The 25,862-nt window shown below is 70.9% G+C and carries 25 protein-coding genes and 1 pseudogene; 18 read left to right on the forward strand and 8 right to left on the reverse strand.

The features are described 5' to 3' along the window. Window positions 1-9: 9 nt before the first annotated feature. Window positions 10-1,821, reverse strand: a complete 1,812-nt coding sequence (locus J7W19_RS11010) for a serine/threonine-protein kinase (RefSeq protein ID WP_063825831.1) — start codon at window positions 1,819-1,821, stop codon at window positions 10-12. Window positions 1,822-2,132: 311 nt separating this feature from the next. On the opposite strand from J7W19_RS11010, the gene J7W19_RS11015 reads away from it, so the two are divergent. Both J7W19_RS11015 and J7W19_RS11020 read left to right on the forward strand, forming a co-directional pair. Then, a complete protein-coding gene (locus J7W19_RS11015) occupies window positions 2,133-3,029 on the forward strand; it encodes a metallophosphoesterase family protein (RefSeq protein ID WP_004954933.1) in 897 nt (298 codons plus the stop codon). Further along, entirely contained in the window at window positions 3,026-3,766 is a 741-nt protein-coding gene (locus tag J7W19_RS11020; RefSeq protein ID WP_004954939.1) for a 4'-phosphopantetheinyl transferase family protein, read from the forward strand. Before J7W19_RS11015 ends, J7W19_RS11020 begins: the two co-directional genes overlap by 4 nt. A 133-nt stretch (window positions 3,767-3,899) precedes the next feature. Here the strand turns inward: J7W19_RS11020 and J7W19_RS11025 are convergent, their stop codons facing one another. Continuing rightward, window positions 3,900-4,139: a chaplin gene (locus tag J7W19_RS11025; protein ID WP_004954941.1), complete on the reverse strand. Its 240-nt coding sequence runs from the start codon at window positions 4,137-4,139 to the stop codon at window positions 3,900-3,902. A 251-nt stretch (window positions 4,140-4,390) separates the two neighbouring features. Here J7W19_RS11025 and J7W19_RS11030 point away from each other — a divergent pair, with 251 nt between their 5' ends. The 4 genes from J7W19_RS11030 (at window position 4,391) to crcB (J7W19_RS11045) (ending at window position 6,835) form a co-directional block, all read left to right on the forward strand. Beyond that, complete coding sequence (locus J7W19_RS11030; protein ID WP_004954954.1) at window positions 4,391-5,647, forward strand: styrene monooxygenase/indole monooxygenase family protein; 1,257 nt, start codon at window positions 4,391-4,393, stop codon at window positions 5,645-5,647. Window positions 5,648-5,715: 68 nt separating this feature from the next. Beyond that, window positions 5,716-6,156, forward strand: coding sequence for a fluoride efflux transporter CrcB (gene crcB / locus J7W19_RS11035; RefSeq protein WP_004954956.1), 441 nt, complete (start codon window positions 5,716-5,718; stop codon window positions 6,154-6,156). Further along, window positions 6,153-6,485, forward strand: a complete 333-nt coding sequence (locus J7W19_RS11040) for a DUF190 domain-containing protein (protein ID WP_004954959.1) — start codon at window positions 6,153-6,155, stop codon at window positions 6,483-6,485. The genes crcB (J7W19_RS11035) and J7W19_RS11040 overlap by 4 nt, the downstream gene beginning before the upstream one ends. After that, window positions 6,482-6,835, forward strand: coding sequence for a fluoride efflux transporter CrcB (gene crcB / locus J7W19_RS11045; RefSeq protein ID WP_004954964.1), 354 nt, complete (start codon window positions 6,482-6,484; stop codon window positions 6,833-6,835). The genes J7W19_RS11040 and crcB (J7W19_RS11045) overlap by 4 nt, the downstream gene beginning before the upstream one ends. Window positions 6,836-6,837: 2 nt before the next feature. Here crcB (J7W19_RS11045) and J7W19_RS11050 read toward each other — a convergent pair whose 3' ends face one another. Beyond that, window positions 6,838-7,728, reverse strand: a complete 891-nt coding sequence (locus J7W19_RS11050; RefSeq protein ID WP_210455323.1) for a LysR substrate-binding domain-containing protein — start codon at window positions 7,726-7,728, stop codon at window positions 6,838-6,840. 87 nt (window positions 7,729-7,815) lie between these two features. Between J7W19_RS11050 and J7W19_RS11055 the strand changes: the two genes are divergently transcribed. From J7W19_RS11055 to J7W19_RS11075, 5 genes are all read left to right on the forward strand, one after another. Beyond that, window positions 7,816-8,553: a succinate dehydrogenase cytochrome b subunit gene (locus tag J7W19_RS11055; RefSeq protein WP_004942942.1), complete on the forward strand. Its 738-nt coding sequence runs from the start codon at window positions 7,816-7,818 to the stop codon at window positions 8,551-8,553. Between the two features lies 1 nt (window position 8,554). Beyond that, complete coding sequence (locus tag J7W19_RS11060) at window positions 8,555-10,540, forward strand: fumarate reductase/succinate dehydrogenase flavoprotein subunit (RefSeq protein ID WP_004942944.1); 1,986 nt, start codon at window positions 8,555-8,557, stop codon at window positions 10,538-10,540. Beyond that, a complete protein-coding gene (locus J7W19_RS11065) occupies window positions 10,537-11,286 on the forward strand; it encodes a succinate dehydrogenase/fumarate reductase iron-sulfur subunit (protein WP_004942946.1) in 750 nt (249 codons plus the stop codon). The genes J7W19_RS11060 and J7W19_RS11065 overlap by 4 nt, the downstream gene beginning before the upstream one ends. A gap of 133 nt (window positions 11,287-11,419) precedes the next feature. Then, entirely contained in the window at window positions 11,420-12,022 is a 603-nt protein-coding gene (locus J7W19_RS11070; RefSeq protein ID WP_004942948.1) for a DUF1707 SHOCT-like domain-containing protein, read from the forward strand. A gap of 185 nt (window positions 12,023-12,207) precedes the next feature. After that, complete coding sequence (locus tag J7W19_RS11075) at window positions 12,208-13,035, forward strand: DJ-1/PfpI family protein (protein WP_040889226.1); 828 nt, start codon at window positions 12,208-12,210, stop codon at window positions 13,033-13,035. Window positions 13,036-13,051: 16 nt separating this feature from the next. On the opposite strand, the gene J7W19_RS11080 is transcribed toward J7W19_RS11075, so the two are convergent. Then, window positions 13,052-13,387 (reverse strand): hydrophobin family protein, encoded by a 336-nt coding sequence (locus J7W19_RS11080; protein WP_004942951.1) that lies wholly within the window; start codon window positions 13,385-13,387, stop codon window positions 13,052-13,054. Between the two features lie 254 nt (window positions 13,388-13,641). On the opposite strand from J7W19_RS11080, the gene J7W19_RS11085 reads away from it, so the two are divergent. Beyond that, entirely contained in the window at window positions 13,642-14,871 is a 1,230-nt protein-coding gene (locus J7W19_RS11085) for a glycosyltransferase (RefSeq protein ID WP_004942952.1), read from the forward strand. Window positions 14,872-14,951: 80 nt separating this feature from the next. Next, window positions 14,952-16,244, forward strand: a complete 1,293-nt coding sequence (locus tag J7W19_RS11090) for an RICIN domain-containing protein (protein WP_004942954.1) — start codon at window positions 14,952-14,954, stop codon at window positions 16,242-16,244. Here the strand turns inward: J7W19_RS11090 and J7W19_RS33810 are convergent. Together J7W19_RS33810 and J7W19_RS11095 are read right to left on the reverse strand one after the other, a co-directional pair. Continuing rightward, window positions 16,210-16,506, reverse strand: coding sequence for a DUF6255 family natural product biosynthesis protein (locus tag J7W19_RS33810; protein ID WP_358620041.1), 297 nt, complete (start codon window positions 16,504-16,506; stop codon window positions 16,210-16,212). The two genes, J7W19_RS11090 and J7W19_RS33810, sit on opposite strands and share 35 nt — an antisense overlap. Continuing rightward, window positions 16,506-16,673 carry a hypothetical protein gene (locus J7W19_RS11095; protein ID WP_158688761.1) on the reverse strand — a complete coding sequence of 56 codons (168 nt, stop codon included), beginning with the start codon at window positions 16,671-16,673 and terminating at the stop codon, window positions 16,506-16,508. Before J7W19_RS11095 ends, J7W19_RS33810 begins: the two co-directional genes overlap by 1 nt. 122 nt (window positions 16,674-16,795) lie before the next feature. Between J7W19_RS11095 and J7W19_RS11100 the strand changes: the two genes are divergently transcribed. The 5 genes and pseudogenes from J7W19_RS11100 (at window position 16,796) to J7W19_RS11115 (ending at window position 23,352) form a co-directional block, all read left to right on the forward strand. Next, window positions 16,796-17,617 (forward strand): helix-turn-helix domain-containing protein, encoded by an 822-nt coding sequence (locus tag J7W19_RS11100; protein ID WP_004942955.1) that lies wholly within the window; start codon window positions 16,796-16,798, stop codon window positions 17,615-17,617. Continuing rightward, a pseudogene (locus J7W19_RS33645) lies at window positions 17,614-17,670 on the forward strand (DUF397 domain-containing protein); the annotation flags it as partial. The gene J7W19_RS11100 and the pseudogene J7W19_RS33645, both read left to right, overlap by 4 nt. A gap of 21 nt (window positions 17,671-17,691) precedes the next feature. Beyond that, the gene (locus J7W19_RS11105; protein ID WP_411848856.1) at window positions 17,692-17,895 is read left to right on the forward strand and encodes a DUF397 domain-containing protein; all 204 of its coding nucleotides are present in this window, start codon (window positions 17,692-17,694) and stop codon (window positions 17,893-17,895) included. 157 nt (window positions 17,896-18,052) lie between these two features. Then, complete coding sequence (locus J7W19_RS11110; protein ID WP_078587929.1) at window positions 18,053-22,789, forward strand: DUF6531 domain-containing protein; 4,737 nt, start codon at window positions 18,053-18,055, stop codon at window positions 22,787-22,789. A 23-nt stretch (window positions 22,790-22,812) separates the two neighbouring features. After that, window positions 22,813-23,352 carry an SMI1/KNR4 family protein gene (locus J7W19_RS11115; RefSeq protein ID WP_040889233.1) on the forward strand — a complete coding sequence of 180 codons (540 nt, stop codon included), beginning with the start codon at window positions 22,813-22,815 and terminating at the stop codon, window positions 23,350-23,352. 318 nt (window positions 23,353-23,670) lie between these two features. Here the strand turns inward: J7W19_RS11115 and J7W19_RS11120 are convergent, their stop codons facing one another. Both J7W19_RS11120 and J7W19_RS11125 read right to left on the reverse strand, forming a co-directional pair. Continuing rightward, window positions 23,671-24,468 carry an alpha/beta fold hydrolase gene (locus J7W19_RS11120; RefSeq protein WP_004942966.1) on the reverse strand — a complete coding sequence of 266 codons (798 nt, stop codon included), beginning with the start codon at window positions 24,466-24,468 and terminating at the stop codon, window positions 23,671-23,673. Between the two features lie 29 nt (window positions 24,469-24,497). Further along, window positions 24,498-25,736: an MFS transporter gene (locus J7W19_RS11125; protein WP_078587926.1), complete on the reverse strand. Its 1,239-nt coding sequence runs from the start codon at window positions 25,734-25,736 to the stop codon at window positions 24,498-24,500. Between the last annotated feature and the right edge of the window lie 126 nt (window positions 25,737-25,862).

Genomic DNA, 25,862 nt, shown 5'->3' on the forward strand with positions numbered 1-25,862 from the left:
GCCCCGGCCTCACTTCTCCTTCAGCTTGAGGTACCGCAGCACTTCCTTGTACAGCTTGTCGCCGTCCGCCCGCGCCTTGCCCTTCTCCGGCATCGTCACCTCCAGGTACCAGGCGGTGTCCTTCGCCTTGTCGACGATGACGCGGGTGCGGCGGACGGCCTTGGGGTCGTCGTCGCCGGAGCCGGACTTCCGGTAGACGGTCGTCATCTCCACCGACTCGCGGCCGTCGAAGGAGGGCGCGGAGCCGATCGACACCCTGGCGTCGGCGACCCCGGAGATGTCGCCCTTCTCCAGCCGCGTCTTGCGCTTGGCGGCCTGGGTGCGGGCCGACTCGACCTGCTTGTCCTTGTCGGACGCGTCGGACGAGCCGGCGGGCGGGTCGTTGTGGGTGAACAGGGAGACCTTGTAGACCCCGCCGGGGTCGTTGAAGAGCACCAGATGCTCGTCGGGCTTGATCTCCTTGACGTAGTCCTCCGGCACCGCCAGCGACGCCTTGACGACCTCAGGCTCGTCGACGACCTTCCAGTGCAGCGGCGTCGCCGGCCCGTACCCGAACGGGTTGATGGCGAACAGCGCCACGGCCGCGCCCACCACGACGGTCCCGACGCCCAGGGACCACTGCGTCTTCCGCTTGTGGTGCAGCACCGGCGGGATCCACCGGCTGCCGGTGACCGCCGGCGTCGGTGCCGTGTTCACCGGCGCCACGGGCGCCGGGCGCGCCACCTCCTCGAGGACCGCGCGGATCCGGGACGTCGTCGGCCGGGCGGACGGCTCCTTCCGCAGCAGCCCCATCACGAGGTCCGCGTACGCCGCCGGGCCCCGGGTCGGACGCGGCGGTTCCGCGGAGAGGACGGCCTGCATCGTCGCCTGCGTGTTGGAGCGGCGGAACGGGGACATGCCCTCGACGGCCGCGTACAGCACGACGCCCAGCGACCACAGGTCGGACGCGGGCCCGGGCCGCTGCCCCAACGCCCGTTCCGGCGCCACGAACTCGGGCGAGCCGATGAAGCCGCCGGTCTCCGTGAGGCCCTGCTCGCCCTCGATCTGCGCGATGCCGAAGTCGGTGAGCACCACCCGGTCGTGCCGCCCGAGCAGGACGTTGTCCGGCTTGACGTCCCGGTGCAGCACCCCGGCCTCGTGCGCCGCCTCCAGCGCGCCCAGCACCGCGAGACCGACGCGGGCGGCCTCGCGGGCGTCCAGCGTCCCCTCGTTCAGCCGGGCGCCCAGCGACTGCCCCTTGACCAGCTCCATGACGATCCAGGGCCGGCCCTCCTCCACCACCACGTCGTGCACGGCGACGACGGAGGGGTGCGCGACGCGGGCCGCGGCGCGGGCCTCGCGCTGCATCCGCAGGTGGATGTTCTGCCGCATGGAATCCGGCAGGTGGTCCGGGACGCGCGGCTCCTTCACGGCGACCTCGCGGTCCACGACCTCGTCGTGCGCCCGCCACACCGTGCCCATGCCGCCGTGGCCCAGCCGCGACCGGAGCAGGTACCGGCCGCCCACCCGCCGTCCGGCGCCCGGCTCCCCGGCAGCCGTCCCCGAACCCGCGGCCGCACCCGATCCCGTAGCCATCCCCGAACCCGCGGACGCCCCCGGCCCCCCGACCGGTCCCGTCCCGCCGGACGCCACGCCAGGCATCGCGCCGGACGCCACGCCAGGCATCACACCGGGAGCCGCTCCGGGCGCGACGGCCATCGCGGCCGGATCCTGGGTCACCGGCGCCGCCGCCGGGTCCGCGTACGGGTTCGGCCAGGCCGGGGCCGGCGGCCGCAGGTCGTAACTGGTGGGCTGATGCGCCCTTCCCCCGTCGTTGGTCATGCCCCCATCATCGGCCACGCGCGCCGAGCCCCGTAATCACCCGTGTATTACCCCTCGGCGCACCCTCACCGTCCGCCTCCGCCCCGGGACCACACGCCCCCGAGCCTCGCGCCCCACCCGCCCCTACCGTCCCGAACAGGGGTTCCGTCCGGCCGGACCGCCGTATTAGCGTGAGGGGCCGGGCGCGGGACGCGGGCCTGGAACGACGGAACGGCCGCCACCGGCCGGAAACCGGCGAGCAGTTCACGAGTACGACGGAACCCACGAGTACGACGGACGACGGACGAGCGAAGAGCGAAAAGGACCCAACCGTGCCCCACCCGCAAGCCGCACCCCCCTCGCAACCCGCGCCCCACCCGGCCGGAAGGCTGCTCGCCGTCAGCGACCTCCACATCGCCCACGCCGAGAACCGCGCCCTCACCGAGACCCTCCGCCCCACCCACGACGACGACTGGCTGATCGTCGCCGGCGACGTCGCCGAGCGGTACGACGACGTCGAGTGGGCCCTGCGGCTGCTCGCCGGCCGGTTCGCCAAGGTGATCTGGGCACCCGGCAACCACGAGCTGTGGACCCCGCCCAAGGACCCCTGCGACCTGCGCGGCGAGAAGCGCTACCTGCGCCTGGTGGAGCTCTGCCGCGAACTCGGCGTCGCCACGCCCGAGGACCCCTATCCGGTGTGGGAGGGCGACGGCGGCCCGGTGGCCGTCGCGCCGCTGTTCACCCTCTACGACTACACGTTCCGCGTCCCCGGCGCCGACACCAAGGAGGAGTCGCTGCGCCGGGCCTACGAGGCGGGCGTGGTCTGCACCGACGAGCACTTCCTGCACCCCGACCCGTACCCCACCCGTGACGACTGGTGCCGGGCGCGCGTCGCCTACACCGAGCGCCGGCTGGCGGAGCTCGACCCCGGCCTGCGGACGGTCCTCGTCAGCCACTGGCCCCTGGTCCGCGAACCCACCCGGATCCTGCGCTACCCGGACTTCGCCCAGTGGTGCGGCACCGAGCTCACCGCCGACTGGCACGTCCGCTTCCGGGCCGCCGCCGCGGTCTACGGGCATCTGCACATCCCCCGCGTGACCCGGTACGACGGCGTCCGCTTCGAGGAGGTGTCGGTCGGCTACCCGCGCGAGTGGCGGCCCCGGCCGCCCCGCGAGCCGCTCCGGCAGATCCTGCCCCAGCCCGTCGACGAGCCGGGAGCCCTCTGGTGATCGCCGCCCTCCTGCCCTCCTGGGCCGTCACCGAACACGCCTTCACCGACGCCCCGGACGACCCGGTGAGCCTCCTCTTCCCCGAGGAGGCCGCCCACGTCGCCCGCGCCGTCCCCAAGCGCCTGCACGAGTTCGCCACCGTCCGGGTGTGCGCCCGCGCCGCCCTCGGCCGGCTGGGCCTCCCGCCCGGTCCGCTGCTGCCCGGCCGACGGGGCGCGCCGAGCTGGCCGGACGGGGTGGTGGGGAGCATGACGCACTGTCAGGGCTTCCGGGGCGCCGCGGTCGCCCGGGCCGCCGACGCCGCGTCGCTCGGGATAGACGCCGAGCCGAACGGGCCGCTCCCGGACGGCGTCCTCGCCATGGTCTCGCTGCCGTCCGAGCGCGAGTGGCTCGCCGGACTGGCGGCCCGCCGGCCGGACGTGCACTGGGACCGGCTGCTGTTCAGCGCCAAGGAGAGCGTCTTCAAGGCGTGGTACCCGCTGACCGGCCTGGAGCTGGACTTCGACGAGGCCGAGCTGGCCGTCGATCCGGACGCCGGGACGTTCACGGCCCGGCTGCTGGTGCCGGGACCGGTGGTCGGCGGCCGTCGGCTGGACGGGTTCGAGGGGCGCTGGGCGGCGGGCGAGGGCCTCGTCGTCACGGCCATCGCCGTCGCGGCGCCGGCCGGTACCGCGGAGGAATCGGCGGAAGGGGCCGGGAAGGAAGCGACTGCGGACGACCGGACCGCCGTCCCGTAAACCGCCCCGAACACCGGCGTGGCGCCCGCCGACCGTGTCGGGGGCGCCACGAACGGGCGCCGGCCCGGCGGGCCCTCCGCCGTGCGGAGCGGAGGCCCGGCGCGGACGCGCCCGGTGTCGTCGGATACGTGCGTCAGTCGGCGACGCAGACGTTGCCGTTGGTCGAGTTGAGCAGCCCGACGATGTCGATGGTGTTGCCGCAGAGGTTGATGGGGATGTGGACGGGGATCTGGATGACGTTGCCCGAGACGACGCCCGGGGAGCCGACGGCCGCCCCCTTGGCGTTCGAGTCGGCGAGGGCGGTGCCGGAGACGCCGGCGAGCGCCGTGCCCACGGTGGCGGTGAGGGCCGCTGCCTTGGCGATTCGTGACATGGGGTGACACCTTCGTTCGGTCTGACAGGGTCGAGCTCACGGCCTCTGACGGCCGGGAGCCCGGATCAACGCCCGATCACCCCGAAGGTTTCGAATCGTGCGGCGGACGGGTGACCGGCGGCCGAACGGCCTCGCCGGGCCCCCGGAAGGTGCCATGACGTCCGTGCGCCATCTGTACAGCCCGGTCCCGCGCCGCGTACAAGGGACGGACGGACGGCCGGTGGACGGACGACCGGCGGGGAGGGGAGGCCATGAGCCGGATCGCGATCGTCGGGGCGGGTCAGGCCGGACTGCATCTGGCGCTGGGGCTGCTGGGGACGGGGAGCGGCTCTTCCCGTCACGAGGTGCTGCTCGTGTCCGACGGGACGCCGGACGAGATCCGCGCCGGGCGGGTGCGGTCGACGCAGCAGATGTTCGGCCCGGCCCGGGCCCTGGAGCGGGCGGCCGGACTGAATCTGTGGGACGCCGAGGCGCCCTGGATCACCGGCGCCCGACTGACCACCGCCGAGCCCCCGGGCACGGTCCTCCGGGCGTTCGGCGGGACGCTGGACGAGCCCGCGCAGTCGGTGGACCTGCGGCTGAAGACCGCCCGCTGGCTGGAGCTGTTCGAGGAGCGCGGCGGGCGGGTCGAGTACCGCTCGCTGTCCGCCGCCGACCTCCCGGACCTCGCCGCCGCCCACGACCTGACCCTGCTCGCCTCCGGCCGCGGCGGGCTCGGGTCCGTCCTCGGCCGCGACGCCGGGCACAGCCCCCACGACCGGCCGCGGCGCGCCCTCGCCGTCGTCTACCTGCACGGCGTCGCCCCGCACCCGGAGGAGCCGGGCCGGCTGCGGATGACGACCGTGCCGGGCGTCGGCGAGCTGTTCGCGCTCCCGGCCCTCACCCTCTCGGGACCCTGCACGATCCTGATGTGGGAGGCACTGCCGGGCGGCCCGTTCGACCGCTGGCGGGACTCCCCCGGCCCGGCGGAGCTCCTCGCCCGTTCGCTGGAGCTGATGCGCGAATACGTCCCGTGGGAGTACGAACTGTGCGCCGACGCCGAACCGACGGACGCGGGCGCCGCGCTGACCGGCGCGGTCACCCCCGTCGTCCGGCACCCGGTGGCGGAGGTGGCGCCCGGGGCGTACGTACTGGGCATGGCGGACGCCGTGGTGCTCAACGACCCACTGGCGGGGCAGGGTTGCAACAGCGCCGCGCACTGCGCCGACCGGTACCTGCGGGCGATCGAAGACCGCGGCGACCGGCCGTTCGACCACGCCTGGATGTACGGGGCGTTCGCCTCCTGGTGGGAGCACGCGCGGCACGCCGTCGCGTTCGGCAACCTGGTGCTCGACCCGTTCCCGGACCACGTGCGGCGCGTCGTCCACGCGGCGGCGGAGCACCCGGAGGTCGCGCACCGCTACGTCAACGGCTTCGCCGACCCGGCCGGCTACCGCGACTGGCTGCTGGACGCCGACCGGGCGGACGCGTACCTGGCGGCGGTCCTGGGCCGGCCGGCCCGGGACTGACCGGTGGGTCCGGCCGGTGGCGGCGGTCCCGGCGGGTGGCCGTCCGGCCCGTGCGTTAGCGTGACCGGGTGAGCACGACACCGGCCGCCCCGGCCACCGCACGGCACCGCCCCGGCCAGGGGCCCGTCGTCGCCGCGGTCTCCCTCGGCGGCGGGCTGGGCGCGGCGGCCCGCTACGGGGCCGGCCTCCTGTGGCCGACGCCGGACGGCGCCTTCCCCTGGACGACGTTCCTGGTCAACGCGACCGGCTGCGCGCTGATCGGCGTCCTGCTGGTGACCATCGCCGAACGGGGTTCCCCGCACCGGCTGCTGCGCCCCTTCCTCGGCACCGGAGTGCTCGGCGGCTACACGACGTTCTCCACCTACGCCGTCGACGTCCGGCACCTCCTGGCGGACGGCCGGACGGCGACCGCGCTGCTCTACCTGGCCGCGACGCCGCTCGCCGCGCTCGCCGCGGTGTGGGCCGCGTCCGCCGCGACGCGCCGGCTGGCACGGGGAGGCCGACGGTGATCCCGCGCGGTCCGGCGCTCCGGCTGACGGTGTACCTCGGCGAGTCCGACACCGCGCACGGCCGGCCGCTCGCCTCCGAACTCGTCCACCGCGCCCACCGGGCCGGGCTGGCGGGCGCCAGCGTGTTCCGGGGCGTCGAGGGCTACGGCGCCTCGTCCCGCGTGCACACCGCGCGGCTGCTGTCGCTGAGCGAGGACCTGCCGGTGGCGGTGGTGATCGTGGACGTGCCGGAGCGGGTACGGGCGTTCCTGCCCGTCGTCGACGAGCTGCTGGACGAGGGGTCCGGCGGGCTCGTCACCCTGGACGAGGTCGAGGTCCACCGGGGGTGACCTGGCTGTTCGTCGTCGCCGGCGCCATGGTCGGCGCTCCGCTGCGCTACCTCGCCGACCGGGCCGTCCAGGCGCGGCACGACTCGGTGTTCCCCTGGGGGACGTTCACGGTCAACGTCGTCGGCTGCCTGGTGCTGGGGGTGGTGACCGCCGTCGCCCCGGAGGACGTCCGGCTGGGGCTGGGCACCGGGCTGTGCGGGGCGCTCACCACGTACTCGACGTTCTCGTACGAGACGCTGCGGCTGGCGGAGGACGGGGCGCGGGGGCTGGCGGCGCTCAACGTGCTGGGGAGCGTGGCGGCGGGGCTGGGCGCGGCGTACGCGGGGGTGTGGCTGGGCGGGGCCGTCTGAGGTCATCCCGCCTCCCCCAGGTGCTCCAGCAGTACCCCCCACAACTCCCGTGCCGCGCGCGGCGGGGGCGTGTCCTTGCGGTGGGCCACCGCGACCGTCCGCCGCATCCGGTCGCCCTCGAACGGGGTGACGCGCAGCCCCGAGCGGGCGGCGACCATGCCGGGGACGACGGCGACGCCCAGCCCGGCGCGGACGAAGCCCAGGACGGCGTCCATCTCGCCACCCTCCACCGTGAACGACGGTTCGAAGCCGGCCGCCCGGCAGGCCGCGATGGTCATCTCCCGCAGGTCGTAGCCCCGCCGGAACATCGCCATCGGCAGCCCGCGCAGATCCTCGATCCGGATCCGGGCCCGGCGGACCGGCGGCGGGGCGGACGGGGACGAGACGACGACCAGGTCCTCGTGGAGCAGTTCGGTGGTGGTCAGGGCGGGGGCGCCGACGCCCAGCGGGGTGATGATCAGGGCCAGGTCGAGGGCGCCGGCGGCCAGGTCGCGGACCAGGTCGCGGGAGCCGCCCTCGTCGATGAACAGCTCGATCCCCGGGTAGCGCGCGTGGTAGGCCCGCAGCACGTCCGGGACCAGGCTGGCGCACAGGCTCGGCGGCGCGCCGAGCCGTACCCGGCCGCGCCGCAGCTGGGCGACCTCCTGGACCTCGCGCCGCGCGGTGTCGGTGTCGGCGAGGATGCGCCGGGCGAGGGGCAGCAGCGCCTCGCCCGCGTCGGTCAGCGTGATGTTGCCGCGCGCCCGGTGGAACAGGTCGGCGCCCAGCTCCCGTTCGAGCGCCCGGATCTGCTGGGAGAGCGACGGCTGGGCGACGTGGAGGGCCTCGGCGGCGCGGGTGAAGTGACGTACTTCGGCGACCGTCGCGAAGTAGCGGAGCTGCTGGAGTTGCACGCCGATCAGGATAGATAGGCGCCGCCTATGGAAACCAGGTCTGCCATGTCTTGGACGCATGAATCTTGCCGACCTACTGTCGGCGGCATGGCACTGGCGACCCGGACGGAGCGATCCCCGTCCCCCACCGAGCCGCCCACCGGGCGTTCCCCGTCCCTCCTGGGCCTCCTGTGGCGCTCGACCGTCGGCAAGAAGGCGGTCATGGCGACCACCGGGCTGATCATGCTGGCGTTCCTGGTCGGCCACATGATGGGCAACCTCAAGGTCTTCTTCGGCCCCGGGGAGTTCAACCACTACGGGCACTGGATCCGCACCATCGGCGAGCCCTTCCTGCACCGCACCTGGTTCCTGTGGCTGCTCCGGGTGGTGCTCACGGCGTCCGTGGTGCTGCACGGCGTGGCCGCCTACCAGTTGAGCCGCCGGGACCTGGCCGCCCGCCCGGCGAAGTACGAGCGGAGGCGGGCCCGGGCGAGCTACGCCACCCGGACCATGCGCTGGGGCGGGGTGATCCTCGGATTGTTCATCGTCTGGCACATCCTCGACCTCACCACCCTCACCGTGAACCCCAACGCCGAGGAGGGACACCCGTACCAGAACCTGGTGGCGTCCTTCGACCGCTGGTACGTGAGCGCCTTCTACATCGCCGCGATGCTCGCCCTCGGCCTGCACATCCGGCACGGCTTCTGGAGCGCCGCCCAGACGCTGGGCGCCAACTCGCCGCGCCGGGACCGGGTGTTCAAGGCGCTCGCCAACGGGCTGGCCGCCCTGCTGACCCTCGGCTTCCTCGCCGTCCCGATCGGCGTGCTGACAGGAATCGTGAGCTGACATGTCCCACCACGAGGACCACGGCGTCCGTCGGACCACCGGCGACGTCCACGCCCGCTGGACCACCGGCGACCCGATCGCCGACACCAAGGCCCCCGACGGGCCGATAGCCGAGCGCTGGGACCGCCGCCGGTTCGAGGCCAGGCTCGTCAACCCGGCCAACCGCCGCAAGCAGACCGTCATCGTCGTCGGCACCGGCCTGGCGGGCGGCGCGGCCGGCGCCACCCTCGCCGAACAGGGCTACCACGTCGTCCAGTTCTGCTACCAGGACTCGCCGCGCCGGGCGCACTCCATCGCCGCCCAGGGCGGCATCAACGCGGCGAAGAACTACCGCAACGACGGCGACTCCGTCCACCGCCTCTTCTACGACACCGTCAAGGGCGGCGACTTCCGGGCCCGCGAGTCCAACGTGCACCGCCTCGCCCAGGTCTCCGTCGAGATCATCGACCAGTGCGTGGCCCAGGGCGTGCCGTTCGCCCGCGAGTACGGCGGCCTGCTCGACACCCGCTCGTTCGGCGGCGTCCAGGTGTCGCGGACGTTCTACGCCCGCGGCCAGACGGGCCAGCAGCTGCTGCTCGGCGCGTACCAGGCGCTGTCCCGGCAGATCACGGCCGGGAACGTCGAGATGCACCCGCGCACGGAGATGCTCGACCTGATCGTCGTGGACGGGCGGGCGCGCGGCATCGTCGCCCGCGACCTGATCACGGGCGCGGTGCGCACGTACTCCGCCGACGCCGTGGTCCTGGCCACCGGCGGCTACGGCAACGTCTTCCACCTCTCGACGAACGCCAAGAACTCCAACGCCACGGCCATCTGGCGGGCGCACCGGCGCGGCGCGTACTTCGCCAACCCCTGCTTCACCCAGATCCACCCCACCTGCATCCCGCGCTCCGGCGACCACCAGTCCAAGCTGACGCTGATGAGCGAGTCGCTGCGCAACGACGGCCGGATCTGGGTGCCGAAGGCGAAGGGCGACACGCGCCCGCCGGCGGAGATCCCGGAGGACGAGCGCGACTACTACCTGGAGCGGATCTACCCGTCCTTCGGCAACCTCGTCCCGCGCGACATCGCCTCGCGCGCCGCGAAGAACGTCTGCGACGAGGGGCGCGGCGTCGGCCCGGGCGGGCAGGGCGTCTACCTGGACTTCGCGGACGCGATCCGGCGGATGGGCCGGAAGGCGGTGGAGGCGAAGTACGGCAACCTCTTCGAGATGTACGAGCGGATCACCGCCGAGGACCCGTACGAGGTGCCGATGCGCATCTACCCGGCGATCCATTACACGATGGGCGGTCTGTGGGTCGATTACGACCTCCAGACGACCGTTCCGGGGCTGTTCGCGATCGGCGAGGCCAACTTCTCGGACCACGGCGCCAACCGGCTCGGCGCGTCCGCCCTGATGCAGGGCCTGGCCGACGGCTACTTCGTCCTGCCGTCGACGATCAACGACTACCTGGCCCGGCACCCGCACGCCCCCGTCCCCGAGGACCACCCGGCGGTGACGGAGGCGGTGGGCGAGGCGACGGACCGCCTGGCCCGCCTCCTGTCCGTCGACGGCGACCGCACTCCGGACTCGTTCCACCGCGAGCTGGGCGAACTGCTGTGGGACGAGTGCGGCATGGCGCGCACGGAGAGCGGCCTGCGCAAGGCGCTGGACCGCATCCCCTCGCTGCGGGAGGAGTTCTGGCGCCGGATCAAGGTCCCCGGCACGGGCGAGGAGCTCAACCAGTCCCTGGAGAAGGCCAACCGGATCGTCGACTACCTGGAACTGGCCGAGCTGATGTGCCTGGACGCGCTGCACCGCACCGAGTCCTGCGGCGGCCACTTCCGCGAGGAGAGCCAGACGCCAGAGGGGGAGGCCGCGCGCAGGGACGACGAGTTCTCGTACGCGGCCGCCTGGGAGTTCACCGGGACGGGTGCCCCGCCGGTGCTCCACAAGGAAGAGCTGACCTTCGAATACGTCCACCCCACCCAGCGGAGCTACGCGTGAACCTCACCCTGCGCATCTGGCGCCAGCGCACCCCCGAGGAGCCGGGCGCCATGCGGACCTACGAGGTGAAGGGCATCAGCGAGGACATGTCCTTCCTGGAGATGCTCGACCACCTCAACGAGGAGCTGATCCTCGCCGGCGACGAACCCGTCGCCTTCGACCACGACTGCCGCGAGGGCATCTGCGGCGCCTGCGGCATGGTCATCAACGGCGCGGCGCACGGCCCGGAGCGCACCACGACCTGCCAGCTCCACATGCGCCACTTCTCCGACGGCGACACCATCGACGTCGAGCCGTGGCGGGCCGCCGCCTTCCCGGTCGTGAAGGACCTGGTCGTCGACCGCTCGGCGTTCGACCGCATCATCGGCGCCGGCGGCTACGTCTCCGTCCCCACCGGCTCCGCCCCCGAGGCCCACGCCACCCCCGTCCCCAAGCCGACCGCCGACCTCGCCTTCGAACACGCCGAGTGCATAGGCTGCGGCGCCTGCGTCGCCGCCTGCCCCAACGGCTCCGCCATGCTCTTCACCTCCGCGAAGGTCGTCCACCTCAACGTCCTCCCCCAGGGCGCCCCGGAGCGGGAGTCCCGCGTCCTCGACATGGTCGACACCATGGACGCCCAGGGCTTCGGCGGCTGCACCAACACCGGCGAATGCGCCACGGCCTGCCCCAAGGGCATCCCCCTGACGGCGATCGGCCGCATGAACCGCGAGTACTTGCGGGCTTCGGTGAAGGGGCGGGGGAGGTAGGGGGGAGCGGTAGGGGGCGGCGCCGGGTGGGCGAAACGGCCGCCGTGGCGCGGGTCCGTCCGACGGGCTTCCGGGATGCGAACCGGTTCGTTCGCCTCTTAGGGCGGCGGTGTGGGTCGCTTAGCATGGGTGTATGAGTGAGCTGCCGCCGGTCTCCGGCGATGACGGGTCCGTGCGTGCCTCCCACCGTGAGCGGGACGCGGTCGTGGAGCGGTTGAACGAGGCGGCGGCCGAAGGGCGGTTGGACTTCGCCGAGCTGGCCGAGCGGGTGGAGCGGGCACTCGGCGCGCGGACGCACGGCGAACTCGCCGCGCTCACCGCCGACCTGCCCGTCCTGCCGGGTGCCGACCCCGCCAGGCCGCTGACGCTCAAGGGCGGTCTCCACGGCGCCAAGCGCGAAGGGCGCTGGCAGGTGCCCGCGCGGATCGTCGCCCACGGCGGCATGGGCGGCGTCGTCCTCGACTTCACCGCGGCCGAGTGCCGGCTGCCGGAGGTCGCGGTGGAGGCGGAAGGCGGCATGGGCGGCGTCGTGCTCATCGTCCCCGAGGGCTGGGGCGTGAACACCGACGGCATGGAGGGCGGGGTCAAGGACAAGACCGCGACCACCCCTCGCCTTCCCGGGACCCCGCTGATCCGCGTCAGCGGGACGCCGGGCATGGCGGGCGTCGTCGTCCGCCACCCCAAGCGGCGCGAACTGCGGCGGAGCAAGCGGCGCGCGGAGCTTGCGCAAGGGTGAGGCCGCGCACGGTGCGCGGAGTGCTTCCCGTGACCGTGACCCTGACCGGGTGAGCTATGGCGTCGGCTCCGTGGCGCCTTCGGGGCCGGGTGATTCCCCAGCGGCCGGTGGGCCGGGCCGGGAACCCGGGGCCTTCCCCGCACGACTCCCTTGAAGTCCACTGATCGTCAAGGGGGTTGGTTCGGATGACTTCGGCAGTACAGCCGACGCGTCGCGGGGTGCTGGGGGCGGCGGGCGCGGGGGCCCTCGCCGTGGGGCTCACCGGGGCGGGCGGGTCGGCCGCGGCCGTCTCGTCGTACCGGGGGAACCGGGGCGACCGGAGCGACCGCGGCGATGGCCGTCCGGCGGACGGCGGCCGAGGCAGAACGGTCGCGATCCTGCTCTACGACGGCTTCACCGCGCTGGACGCGGTCGGCCCCTACGAGATGCTCTGCCGCCTGCCCGGCGTCCGTGTCGTCACCGTCGCCCACCGCCCGGGTCCCGTGCGCACGGACACCGGGCAGCTCGCCCTGACCGCCGAGCGGGCCCTCGCGGACGTACGCCGCGCCGACGTCCTCCTCGTCCCCGGCGGCGGCAACCGCGGCACCGTCGCCACCATGGAGGACCGGGCGGTCCTGAACTGGGTCCGCCTCCTGCACCGCCGTACGACGTGGACCACCTCCGTCTGCACCGGCTCGCTGATCCTCGGCTCCGCCGGGCTGCTGAAGGGGCTGCCCGCGACGACGTACTGGGCCTCGCGCCCCTACCTGGCGAAGCTCGGCGCCGTCTGGACGCCCGGCCGCTTCGTCGAGGCGGGCCGGATCATCACGGCGGCCGGCGTCTCGGCCGGTCTCGACATGGGCCTCCACCTCGCCGCCCGCCTCTGCGGCGACGCCACCGCCCGGGCCACGCAGCTCGCCGTCGAGTACGACCCGCACCCGCCGTTCGACTCCGGCAGCCCGGAGAAGGCGGACGAGACGACGCGGCGGCTCGCGCTCAAGCTGATCGACGACGCGGTGGTCCCGGCGGCCTGACCGGGGCATGGGCGCCTCAGGGGCAGGTGTGGCCCATGGGGCGGCGGCCGATGACGGCGATGCCGTGGACCGGGTCCTTGCCCGCGCAGAAGTTGACGTCGGGACCGCCGTTGCGGGTGGGAGTGCACGACAGGCCGACCGGAGTGTCCGGGTTCTGCAGGTGGACGCCGAGGGGCTGGAGGACGGACGCCACGTCGGCGTCCCGCGCGGTGCCGACGCTCCGGCAGCGCATGGGCGTCGTGGAACCGTCGGCCGCGAGCGCCTGCCCGGCGACGAGCGGGTGCAGGAGGAGTGCGGTGGCGGCCGAAAGGCCGGCGAGGCGGCCTGCGGTCATCTTCTTCTTCAGGTCCACGGGAGTCCTTCGAGCGGCGGCTGGGGGGGGTGACGCGTTCCTCGTTCAACCGTTGCTCCGCCGACAGGCAAACAACCCGCCCGTACGCGGGAACCACTCGATGGGGTAAACCCGGGGCTTCCGGACCGCCTCCCCGCATTTCCACCATAGGGCCGGAAGGGGGAGTTGCCGCAAGGCCCGGGCCGTACCGCACAATCGGCCGTCCGGCCACGTCCGTCGGCCGGAACCTGACCGAGCGACGGGGGGGCATCGCGATGCGCGTACTGCTGTCGACCATCGGGACGCGGGGCGAGGTGCAGCCGATGGTGGCGCTGGCCACCGCGCTCCGGGCGCTCGGCGCGGAGGCGCGCCTGTGCGTGCCGCCGGACTTCCGGGAGTGGGTGGAGGGGCTGGGGTTCCCCGTGGTGCCCATCGGTCCCGCGTTGCGCGGCACCGCCTCCGGCCACGGCTTCCGCCCCACGCCGGAACGGTTGCGGGAGCTGGCGGAGGGCACGGTCGTCACGCAGTTCGCCACGCTGCCGGAGGCGGCGCGGGGCTGCGACGCCGTCGTGGCGGGCGGGGGTCTGCAGTTCGCCGCCCGCTCGGTGGCGGAAGCGGCCGGCGTCCGCTACGTCCACGTCTCGTACTGTCCGGTGACCCTCCCCTCCCCGCACCACGCCCCTCCCCCGCTGGCCCTCCAGGGCAGGCCGCTCGCCCCGGACACCGCCGACCGCCGCGCCCTCTGGGCCGAGGACGCCGACCACGTCAACGCCACCTTCCGCAAGGCCCTCGACTCCGGCCGGGCGGAGGCGTTCGGCCTGCCGCCGGTCGGCGACGTACGCGGGCACACGCTCGGCGACCAGCCGTGGCTCGCCGCCGATCCGGTGCTGGGGCCGTGGCCCGGCGGGGACGTCCTGGGTACGGCGGGCCCGCCCTGGCAGCCGGGCGCCTGGCTGCTCCCCGACGACACCCCGCTCTCCCCCGCCCTGGAGGACTTCCTCGCCGCCGGCGAACCACCCGTCTATTTCGGCTTCGGCAGCATCCGCGCCACCCCCGGCCTCCCCGAGGCGATGATCGGCGCGGCCCGCGCGGTCGGCCGGCGGGCGCTCGTGTCGCGCGGCTGGGCCGGGTTGTCCCTCGTGGACGACGCCGAGGACTGCTTCCTCGTCGGCGACGTCAACCAGCGCGCCCTGTTCCCCCGCGTCGCGGCCGTCGTCCACCACGGCGGCGCGGGGACGACCACGGCCGCCGCGTCGGCCGGGGCGCCCCAGGTCGTCGCCCCGCAGATGTACGACCAGCACTACTGGGCCCGTCGCGTCCACGAACTCGGCGTCGGCGCCGCGCACCCGCCCGCCCCGCCGACCGCCGGCTCCCTCGCCGCCGCCCTCCGGCACGCCCTCCACCCGGACACGGCCGCCCGCGCCCGTACCGTCGCCGCCGCGGTCCGCGCGGACGGCGCCCGGCGCGCGGCGGAATGCCTGCTGGCGGGGGCGGAAGGGGAGTGAGGGGAGTGAGGGGCACGGGGTGCCGACTTCGGCCCGTTCCTCCCTTCCCCGGCTGAGACCGTGCCGGAAAGATTCACGGCATGTCCGTGACATTCTCCGAGAGAACCCCGGCCCTCCTCGCGCGCCGCCTCGGCGCCCTCCTGCTGGCCGGGATCCTCGCCTGCGCGCTGCTCCTCACCGGCGGCGGCCCCGCGGCCGCCGCCGACCCCGACACCCACCGCCTGGCCACCTGGAACATGCAGGTGGGCAGCGACCGTTGGAACGGTGTACGGACGCTCGCGCGCACCTTCGACGTCGTCGCCCTCCAGGAGGTGCCCGGCAGCGCACCCGGCGGTTCGCGCCTGATCAGCCGGAACGGCAACCTCCACTCGTACCGGTGGGACCTCGGCCGCGGGCAGGTCCGCTACCTGCACATCCTCATCCAGGGCTCCCGCAACCTCGGCCTCGTCACCTCGTTCTACCCGGACTCCGTCCGGGAGCTGAGCGGCGGCTACCGCTCGGCGCTCGCCGCCGTACGCCGTGAGGACCGGACGGTCTTCGCCTCCGTCCACGCCGCGTCCAACGGCGGACGGCCCAACGACGCGGCCTCCCTCATCCGCCGCGTCGCCGGGTACGCGTCCGGCAACGGCATCGCGAACTGGGTCGTGCTCGGCGACTTCAACCGCTCCCCGCAGGCCGTCGCCAACGACGGCGTCCCGCTGAACACCCGCATCTACAACAGCGGCCAGGCCACCCAGCAGAGCGGCAACGAACTCGACTTCGCCGCCTCCAACGTCAACACCCAGAACTGGCACGCCGCCGTCAACCCCAACTACGGCAGCGACCACTGGCCGGTCGGCTTCTCCGCCCTGCGGGCGTCGGGAAGCCCGCGCGACCTGACGATCCACGCGGACAACAGCGACCGCCTCCTGGACGTCTACAACGGCCAGAACGCCAACGGCAGCCACGTGATCATCTACCACGCCAACGGCGGCGCCAACCAGCGCTGGCGCCTGCTGCCCGTCGGACGGCCCGGCGACTCCGGACAGCCGCTCTACCGCCTCCAGAGCCTCAGCAGCGGCAAGTGCCTGGACGTCAACCGGGGCCAGAAGAGCGGCAACGGCGACTTCCTGAACATCTGGGACTGCCACGGCCCCAACGGCGAACCCGACCCGGGCGGCTACCAGCACGACACCCAGAACTTCACGCTGGAGCACCCGAACTGGCGCTTCCCCAACCTCACCGTGCTGCGCGACAACGGCACCCACCAGTTCGTGAACGTCGACCACAACCGCACCGGCGACGGCACCTGGCTGATCCAGTGGCCGTACCAGCGGAACCCCAACGGCACGCCGGTCATCAACGAGACGTTCTACTTCCACCCGCGCTTCTGAGCGGGGGTCGTCCCGTGGGCAAGGGGGAGGCGCCGGCCGCGAGGGAGCGGCCGGCGCCTCCCCCGCCGCCGTCCCGCCGGGCCCGCAGCACGCCCGTCCCTCGCGCGGACGCCGTCGGTCCGGACACCGCCCGGCCCGGCACCTCGCGCCACAGCGCCGCGTACGCGGTGAACCGCCGCACCCCGCAACGGCAGCAGGTCGCGACCCCGCTCCGGGCCACCACCCACTCGGCGGCCGGATGCCCGCACCCCGTCGCCGCCATCAGTGCACCCACCGGTGGTGCCGCCCCATCGCGACGATCCACCCCTGCGCGGCGCCCCGGTCCCCCTGCCGCGAAGCGGCGTAGTACGCCTCCCGGATCCGCCGGCATTCGGCACAGGGCACCGGGCGGCGCGAGGCGGGCGGTGGGGGGACGGCGGTTTCGGGCATGGGGTACCCCTTCCGGAGGCCAATTACCTGGTGTGCTTTCAGGGTTGCGCTCCGCGAGTACGCTCCGGAAGAGGAGCGGCCATAACTCCGCGAGAGTTATGCACGAAGGGGATATATCGGGCATGACCACAGAAGACGACTCCCTGCCGGACCCGACTTCGTCGATGCTCGCCTTCTTCGGCTCCGAACTGAACCGGATCCGCAGGAAGGCGGGGAAGTCGCAGACCCAGGCAGCCGAAATGGCCCACACGACGCAGGCGATGATCAGCTACGTCGAGCGGGCCAAGCGGGTGCCGTCGGAGCCGCTGGCGCACGATCTCGACTCGGCGTTCGGGACGGACGGGCACTTCGGGCGGCTGCATCCGCTGGTGATCAAGTTCGCTTATCCGAGCTGGTTCCTGCCGTACGTGGAGATGGAGCGCGAGGCCGTCAGGCTGGACATTTTCAACAACCAGCTGATCCCCGGTCTGTTGCAGACCGAGGAGTACGCCAGGGCCGTGCTGGCCGGAGGGAGGCCGGACAGCCTGGAAGACCTGGTAGCGGCTCGCATGACCCGCCAGGACATCTTCGAGAAGGCAACGCCGCCGCACGCCTGGTTCGTGCTGGACGAATACGCGCTCGCTCGGCCATACCCGGGGCCCGCCGCCATGAGGGAGCAATTGCAGCACTTGCTGACGGCCGGGGAGCGCCCACGCACTGTCATCCAGGTCATCCCCCGGGATGCCCCGCCGCATCCCGGCCTGGACGGATCGTTCGACATCCTGAGTTTCGAAACCGGGGCCAACATCCTGCACGTCGATGGCGTCTGCCAAGGCCACATGACCGCCGACCCGGTCCAGGTGCTCGCCGCTTCCCGCTCCTATGATCTGATCAGGGCAGTTGCGCTCTCACCGCGGGAATCCGCTGACATGATCCGAACGTACCTGAAGGAGCTGGCGAAGTGACACCCAGGCGCGCTCTACCGATCAGTTGGCGGAAGAGCAGCTACAGCAGCAACAACGGCGGCGCATGCATAGAAGTGGGCGACTTGATACGCACTCCCTGGATCAAGTCCAGCCACAGCGGCCCTAATGGCGGCGACTGCCTGGAGTGGGCTCCCACCCATGCCCGCACAGGCGCCGTCCCCATAAGGGACAGCAAGAACCCCGAGGGCCCGGCCCTCCTCCTCCCCGCCCCCGCGTGGACCGCGTTCCTGCGCCTGGTCGCGACGCCGGGCGACTGAATTCAAGGCTCGGCGTCCCAGTTATGCCCAGCGCTCGGCCAGCAGACCATAACCAAGGGACACAGGGCGGTGCTTGCTGACGACATTGAGCAATCGGCCTCACCCACCTAGGGTCATATCGTCGTAACACTGATATGCCATGACAGAGGTGGGGAAGTTGGGTGTCGTCCTACCGGGCAAGTTGGCCCTCGCGCTGGACCTGATCGGCGTCAACTGGCCAAATGTGGACGAAGACGACTACCGTGATATGGCCAGATCGCTCCGCAGCTTCGCCAGCGACGTGGATGCCGGTCGCGGCAATGCCAACGTAGCGCTCAACCGCCTCCTCTCCACCAATCGTGGCGCAATGACGGAAGCGATCGAAGCGCATGTCAAGAAGCTCAACGCGAAGCATCTGCACAATCTTGCCGAGGGCGGCCGCTTACTGGCCGGTGGCCTGGACGCAGCGGCAGCAGTAGTCGCAGGCGCCAAGGGCGCGGCCATAATCCAGCTTGGCCTACTGGCCAGCGAGATTGCCGCTGCCCAAGCGGCCGCACCCATCACCCTCGGCTTCTCTGAACTCGGTGCGCTGGGCGGCGTCGCTGCTACGCGAACGGCCGTCAAGCGCATCCTCAAGGAGGCCGCCGAGGCCGCCGCGCAGGAAGTCCTGTCGATCGTGACCGGTCCGGTCTTTGCGGCCCTGGACGCCATGACCACGGACCTCGTCGTCCAGGTCGTCTCTGACGGTCTCGGGGCCCAAGACGGCATCCACCTCGGACAGACGCTCCAAGCAGGTAAAGACAATTTGCGGATCGCCTCGGCAAGCGGCACGAGCGGCCTCGTGCTGGCCGGCGCCAGCGGAGGTGGCCCTGGCGGCGACCTTGTCTTCGACGAGCACGAGCACAACACGTTCACGAGCAAGGTGCATGAGCACTCGATGCACTTGGGTGAGAAGGGCGGCAAACGACTACACGTTACCCGGAGCCACTTCAACCGCACACGAGGCCGCGGCTCCCTCGCGAAGGTCATCGAAGAGGTTACCGAGAGAGCGATGAGCTCTCTCGACAAGGCACAAAACGAGCTGACGAAGCATCTGGGCGACGTCGGCAAGGGCTTGGCACAGGCCGGCCGTGCACAGAAGAAGCAAGACCAGCACGAACGCGACAAGTTCCGGCACACCAAGAGCAAGGACTTCGGGAGCGCCCCGCACACGAGCGGAGGAACGGGCCCTGCTTCAGGCATCAAGCCCGATCCGCTTCGTCATGCCAAGGGTGACGCACGTCGCCACAGCATCCCGCTTGACAAAAAGACGTGCGTCACAGACCCAGTGGACGTGGGCACAGGAGAGTTGGTCCTCGCCCAGACGGACCTGTCCCTTCCCGGAGTGCTACCGCTGATCCTACGTCGCACGCACCTGTCCAAGTACCGCTTCGGTCATTGGTTCGGGCGCAGTTGGGCGTCCACATTCGATGAACGTTTGGAGGTCGACACGGCCGACGGCAGTGCACTGTGGGCACGCGACGACGGGTCGATCCTCATCTACCCGCGGCTTCCACGCATTGCAGAGGAAACGATCCTGCCATCGGAGGGTACCCGCCTCCGTCTCACCCAGGATGCGCACAACGGCCCGGACACCACGTACCGAATATCTGACCCTGATTCGGGAATATCGCGATTCTTCACCTACAGCCCTTACGGAGGTTCTTCCTCTTACTGGTTGACCGGCGTCGAGGACCGCAATGGGAATCGCATCGAGTTCGGCCGCCAGCCTGACGGGACACCGATTGACGTCTTGCACAGCGGTGGGTACCAGGTTCAGTTGATCACCACCAGCGGGCGAATACGCCGGTTGTCTGTGCGTACGGCCGACGGATCAGCCACCGTAAGCAGTTACGGGTACGACGGAGCGGGAAATCTCGAAACGGTTATCAACTCCTCGCAGACGCCCCTGCGTTTCACCTACGACGTCGAATCCCGCATAACTTCCTGGACGGATCGCAACAATTCCACCTACAGGTACATCTACGACGCTGACGGTCGGGTAGCACGAACGGTGGGGCCTGACGGCTTCCTTTCCGCCACCTTCGAATATGAACGGGAAGGCTCATCCAATCCGCTGGTCACCCGCTACACCAACTCCCTCGGTGCGACGACCTCCTTCCATCTGAACTCCAGGCACCAAATCGTCTCTGTCATCGATCCACTGGGACGCAGCACACACGCGGATTACGACACCTCCAACCGGCTACTGTCATCAACCGACCCTCTCGGGCGAACGACGCAAGTTGTGTACGACGAGAGTGGCAGGCCGATCGAGCTGATACGCCCCGATGGCCACAGGAGTACCGTCACCTACGACAACCAGGGCTTGCCCGAGTCCTTTACCGGACCTGATGGCGCCACTTGGTTGCATTCCTACGACGATCGCGGGAACAGGACCGCCGTAACCAACCCGGCAGGTGAGACAACCACTTACTCATTTGACGCCCGAGGCGCCATCGCCTCCGTCACAGACCCACTCGGTCAGACCGTTCGCATAACCAATTCGCCGGCAGGCCAGCCTCTCACTCTCACCGACCCCTCCGGCTCGGTAACGCATTGTCAGTACGATGCATTCGGTCGAACGATCAGCATCACGAATCCAGTCGGAGGGAAGACCACTCTGACCTGGTCCGTGGAGGGACTTCTCACATCCCGCACCAACCCTGACGGAGGCACAGAGCACTGGGAGTACGACGGTGAAGGAAACTGCACGTCCTACACCGATCCGCTAGGTAGGACCACTGCTTACGAGTACACCCATTTTGATCTCCCCCTGAGCCGAATCACCGCAGACGGAGTCCGTTATACGTTCACCCACGACACCGAGAGACGACTCACGCAGATCATGGGCCCGGATGGGCTCGCCTGGGACTACTTCTACGATTCCGCCGGACAACTGGTCTCAGAAACGGACTTCGACGGGCGTACCCTCTCCTACGGTTACGACGCGGCTGGGAACTTGACGAGTCGCACAAACGCCGAAGATCAGACCACGACCTACTGTTACGACAGCGTGGACAACCTGCTGGAAAAAACAGTGGAAGGTCAAGTATACCGTTATGAACACGATCCGTGCGGTCGTCTACTAAGGGCCAGCGGGCCGAATTCCCTCCTCGCCTACACCTACGATGAGATCGGCCGTGTCGTAGGTCAAAGCATCAATGGACGGATGCTGACCACCACTTGCGACAGCGCCGGCCGCCGGACTCGACGAGTCACCCCGGCAGGTGTCGTCACGACATACGCCTACGATGCGGCCGGCCACCCGGTCAGTCTCACCTCGGCAGGTCGCACGCTCAACTTCGAACATGACGCGATCGGGCGCGAGAACACCCGCTACCTTGCCGGCGCTTTTGCACTCAAGCACGTTTGGGGACCTGCGGGGCAGCTGATTGAACAGTCCCTCGACACTCCTTCGTCTCCACAGCCGGTGCTGCATCGAAACTTTACTTATCGCCCCGATGGGCGTTTGACCTCAATCGCCGACCGTCTGACCGGCCGCCGCACCTTCACGCTGGACGCCTCCGGGCGCGTCGCAGCAGTCGACGCAGCCGGATGGCAAGAAAGGTACGCCTACGACGAACTGGGAAATCAGACTTATGCCGCGTGGCCGGACACTCATCCCAGCGCTGCAGCCCGCGGGCAACGGGCATACAGCGGCACCCGTATCAACCGCGCCGGGCGAGTCCGCTACGAGCACGACCGCGAAGGCCGTGTGGTCATACGTCAGAAGATCCGGCTCTCACGCAAACCTGACACCTGGAAGTACACCTGGGACGCCGAGGATCGACTCATAGGCGTCGTCACCCCTGACGGTATCCAATGGCGATACCACTACGACCCGCTCGGTCGCCGCATCAGCAAACAAAGGCTCGCCGCTGATGGAGAAACGGTTCTGGAGGAGACTCGTTTCACGTGGGACGGCAGCAGCCTTGCGGAGCAGACGACCTCCGCGTCGCGCGCTCACGAGGACCTGACCCTGACTTGGGACCAGATGGGCACCATGCCGTTGACGCAGGTGGAGACCAAGTCCCTTGCAAACGCTCCGCAGAAAATCATCGACCAACGTTTCTTCGCGATGGTCGCCGATCAGATTGGCACTCCTACCGAGCTCGTCGACGAATCGGGCGATATTGCCTGGAGAGCCCGTTCCACACTTTGGGGCAGTACGGTCTGGAACCGGGACGCCAGCGCCCACACTCCCATACGTTTCCCTGGACAGTACTTCGACGCGGAAACGCAGCTTCACCACAATTACTTCCGTTATTACGACCCGGAGACTGCACGGTACCTGTCTCTCGACCCATTGGGCTTGGCTCCCGCACCCAATCCCGCCACTTACGTAGACAACCCCCACACCCTGTCCGATCCTCTTGGGTTGGCGCCGTGCGATGAGAACGACGTCACATGGGGCGGCAGGGTGCGGTACGGCGCGCTGGGACCTGGCAGACGGGCCACCTCCGTGCACGCCACCATCGAGCCGGACATGACGGGCGGAACGACCCGACCTTATCTGCGACCAGAGATTGCCGGCTGGCAGAGCGGTAGGGGATACAACAGAACTCACCTGTTGGGTGCACAAATTGGCGGGTCGAACAGGGACCACAGGAACTTCGTTACAATGCATCGACAAGCCAACGCACCGGTGATGCTGGCCATCGAAAGCCAAGTACGAGCGGCAGTGGATCGAGGGGAGACCATAGAATACAGCGTCACACCCCTATATCGCACGAACGATCCGTCCGACACGATTCCCATCGCTCTGCACATCACAGCCCGAGGGAACCGAGGATTCCAATTCCACCCCTATGGGTCCGATAGCGGTGGCGTCAATGAGGTAACAATCCTGAACGTCCCGAAAAGGAAACCGTAGAATCGGCAGGCTAGGAGGCCACATTGAACGCGTCAATCGCCCACCTGATCCAGTCCGTCCCGCCGCCACAGTCTGCCCAGCCCAAAGACTGGCGCCGTGTCGAAGAGCAGATGGGCACAACACTGCCGACGGATTACAAACAGCTCGTCGACACCTATGGTGGCGGGGTCTTCGATGATGCCATTTGGCTGTTGGAGCCTTGGTGTCCCAACGAGTTTTATGATCTGCTCACCGAGAACGAGGATCGGGCGGACATCCTCGCCCAATTGTGGAAACTAGGGGAGCCGAAGCCCGCCGCGCTCGAAGAAGACGGCAACCGCGTCATCGCGTGGGCTCTCACAGAGAATGGGGACTACCTGTACTGGCTGGCCCGCCCCGAACAAGACCCTGACGAATGGACGGTCATGGTCAAGGAGGGGCGGGGCCCGCTCTGGGAAAGCCACCCCATGGGTTGCGCGCAGTTCATCGAGGCCGCTTTGTTGACCGGTAGCGCGCGGAGCGAAATCTTCGCTGACTATCCACTGGATGAACACCAGTTTCGCTCGAGCGAATCGTTCCTCTAGGAGACCAGCAGGTTCACCCCGGATCCCTGTGATCCAGGTGTGGCCCGGGCAGGACCACATGCCCACCCGATCAGCCCGGCCGGTATCCCCGGAACGCCTCCGGCCGGCCTCCGCTTTATTTCGAACGGTTGACAACCTTGCCGCTGCCGGAATAGGACCCGGCGGGACTGGAGGACAGCAGGCCATCCCGGTGCTCGCTCACGCTGAGCAGCACCCGGCTCCGCTCGTCCGGGAGGTGCGAAATGGCGCCAAGTGCCCCGCGAAAGAGGGTTCCTCGCGAACTGTGCCGAGTTAACGGAACACCCGTGCGGCAGGTGGTCAGCGTGCTGCCTCATCGAGAAAGTGGACCATCAGCTCCAGCCACTCCTGCGGGCGTTCGAAGAACGGCACGTGGCCGGTGGCGAGTTCGGTGAGGTGGGCGCCGGGGATGCCGTCGGCGAGTTGGCGGTGGTGGAAGGGGGTGACCAGGGCGTCCAGGGTGGTGGATATGACGAGGGTGGGGACGGTGACGCGCGGGAGGTCGGCGAGGACGTCGACGCGGTCGGCGAGGTCGAGGTGGTCGGGGGTGCCCGGGGGGACGGAGTCCCAGCCGGCCGCCAGCATGCCGTCGACGTCCGCCTGTGAGAACGCGTCCGCCGTGGGCGCGGCGAAGCCGAGGAGGGCGCCGAAGGCGGTGATGCCGGCCGGATCGTCCGTCTTCTCGATCAGGTCGCGCCAGAGGCGGGTGGCGAGGGCCAAGCGAGGGTTGGGGCGGGCGAAACCGGCGGTGAGGACGAGGGCGGTGACGCGGTCGGGGTGCCGGGTGGCCGCCCGGACGGCGACGGGGGCGCCCAGCGAGTAGCCGGTGACGGCGAACGTCTCCAGCCCTTCCGCGACGGCGGCGGCGACGAGTTCGTCGGCGAGACCGTCGAGGGTGAGGGGCGCGTCCGTGCGCGGGCTGCCGCCCGTACCCGGGTAGTCGGGGCCGACGACGGTGAAGTGCTCGGCGAGACCGTCCATGATCGGGCCGTAGTTGGGCTGGATGCCGCCGCCGGCGCCGTGGGCGAGGAGGAGGCCGGGGCCCCTGCCCCGTACGGTGCGGGCGAGGGTGGGGGTGGGGAGTTCTGTGCGGGACATGATTCCTGCTCTCTCTGGGTGTGGGTGGTTCAGGACGTGGGGTGCGTCGTCGGCCGGGTGAAGGCCGCGAGGGCGGCGGCGGCCGTGACGACGAGCGCGCCGAGCCAAGGGAGGTCGTGAAGGCCCAGGCCGGAGCCGAGGGCCTGGCCGCCGAGCGCTGAGCCGCCGGCCGTGCCGAGGTTGAAGGCGGAGGCGGTGACGGCGGTGATCAGGGTGGGCGCTCCGGGGGCGGCGGCGAGGGCGCGTTCCTGGAGCAGCGGGATGAGGACGGCGGTGACCAGCCCGAGGAGGGGCACGGTGAGCGCGGCGGTCGGGCGGGTGTGGCTGGTCAGGGTGAGGGACGCGAGGACGGCGGCGAGGACGAAGAGGGTGGTGCGGAGGGCGCGTTCGGGGGCGCGGTCGGCGAGCCGGCCGCCCAGGACGTTGCCGAGCAGCGCGCCCGCGCCGAAGGCGGCGAGGAGGAGGGTGACCGCGTTCGCGGAGAAGCCGCTCACGTCCCCGAGGAGCGGGGAGATGTAGGTGTGGACGGTGAAGAGTCCGGCTTGCGCGAGGACGGTGACCGCCAGGACGCGGGCCGGTCCGCGGCCGAGCAGCGCGCGGACCTCCGCGCGGGGCGCGGGGCGCGTCCCGGGGTCGGGGGGACGGACGAGGGTGGCCACCGCGAGCAGGACGAGCGCGCTGAGAACGGTGATCCCCCAGAACGTCGCCCGCCAGCCGTACCGGCCCCCGATCCAGGTGCCGAGCGGGGCACCGAGGACGGTGGCGAGGTTCCATCCGGCGGCGACCACGGCGATCGCCCTGCCGCGGTGGGCGGCGGGGGTCGTCGAGACGGCGATGACCAGGGCGGTCGCGAAGGCGGTGCTGTGCGTGAGGGCGGTGGCCATGCGGGCGGCGGCGAGGGTTCCGAGCCCGTCGGCCAGGGCGGCCGCCGCGTTGCCGGCGATGAACAGGCCGAGCAGCGCGAGCAGCGCCCGGCGCCGGGGCAACCGCAGCACGGCGACGGTGACGACCGGCCCGGCTACCGTCACGACCAGGGCGTACCAGGTGACCAGCGAGCCGACGGCGGGAAGCGGCTGCCGCAACTCGGCGGCCAGCCCGGGCAGCAGCCCGACCATGACCCACTCGCTGGTCCCTACGAGGAAGACGCAGGCGGTGAGGGTGGCGAGGACGGCGGCGGGGTGGGGCTGGGAGCGGCGGCTGTTTGGGGGCTGGACTGGTGGTGCCGGAGTTGGGTGAGGGACCGTCCCCGGTGGAGTGCTTGGGGCCATGTCGCGACGCTAAGGTCTGACATCGGTGTGAGAGTCAAGTGCGGGTGGGGGAGGCAGGGGGATGATGTGTCGCCGACTTCATCGGAATAGGCGCGCCGCGCGGTATGACGGTTCTGCCGGATCCCG

The organism is Streptomyces mobaraensis NBRC 13819 = DSM 40847, assembly GCF_017916255.1.
Taxonomy (GTDB): Bacteria; Actinomycetota; Actinomycetes; order Streptomycetales; family Streptomycetaceae; genus Streptomyces; species Streptomyces mobaraensis.

Coding starts and splice junctions, on each gene's coding strand:
- J7W19_RS11055 (WP_004942942.1), top strand. CDS start 7,816: ATGGCACTGGCGACCCGGACGGAGCGATCCCCGTCCCCCACCGAGCCG.
- J7W19_RS11095 (WP_158688761.1), bottom strand. CDS start 16,673: ATGCCCGAAACCGCCGTCCCCCCACCGCCCGCCTCGCGCCGCCCGGTG.
- J7W19_RS11010 (WP_063825831.1), bottom strand. CDS start 1,821: ATGACCAACGACGGGGGAAGGGCGCATCAGCCCACCAGTTACGACCTG.
- J7W19_RS11100 (WP_004942955.1), top strand. CDS start 16,796: ATGACCACAGAAGACGACTCCCTGCCGGACCCGACTTCGTCGATGCTC.
- J7W19_RS33810 (WP_358620041.1), bottom strand. CDS start 16,506: ATGGCGGCGACGGGGTGCGGGCATCCGGCCGCCGAGTGGGTGGTGGCC.
- J7W19_RS11025 (WP_004954941.1), bottom strand. CDS start 4,139: ATGTCACGAATCGCCAAGGCAGCGGCCCTCACCGCCACCGTGGGCACG.
- J7W19_RS11030 (WP_004954954.1), top strand. CDS start 4,391: ATGAGCCGGATCGCGATCGTCGGGGCGGGTCAGGCCGGACTGCATCTG.
- J7W19_RS11120 (WP_004942966.1), bottom strand. CDS start 24,468: ATGTCCCGCACAGAACTCCCCACCCCCACCCTCGCCCGCACCGTACGG.
- J7W19_RS11125 (WP_078587926.1), bottom strand. CDS start 25,736: ATGGCCCCAAGCACTCCACCGGGGACGGTCCCTCACCCAACTCCGGCA.
- J7W19_RS11075 (WP_040889226.1), top strand. CDS start 12,208: ATGACTTCGGCAGTACAGCCGACGCGTCGCGGGGTGCTGGGGGCGGCG.
- J7W19_RS11060 (WP_004942944.1), top strand. CDS start 8,555: ATGTCCCACCACGAGGACCACGGCGTCCGTCGGACCACCGGCGACGTC.
- J7W19_RS11085 (WP_004942952.1), top strand. CDS start 13,642: ATGCGCGTACTGCTGTCGACCATCGGGACGCGGGGCGAGGTGCAGCCG.
- J7W19_RS11090 (WP_004942954.1), top strand. CDS start 14,952: ATGTCCGTGACATTCTCCGAGAGAACCCCGGCCCTCCTCGCGCGCCGC.
- J7W19_RS11070 (WP_004942948.1), top strand. CDS start 11,420: ATGAGTGAGCTGCCGCCGGTCTCCGGCGATGACGGGTCCGTGCGTGCC.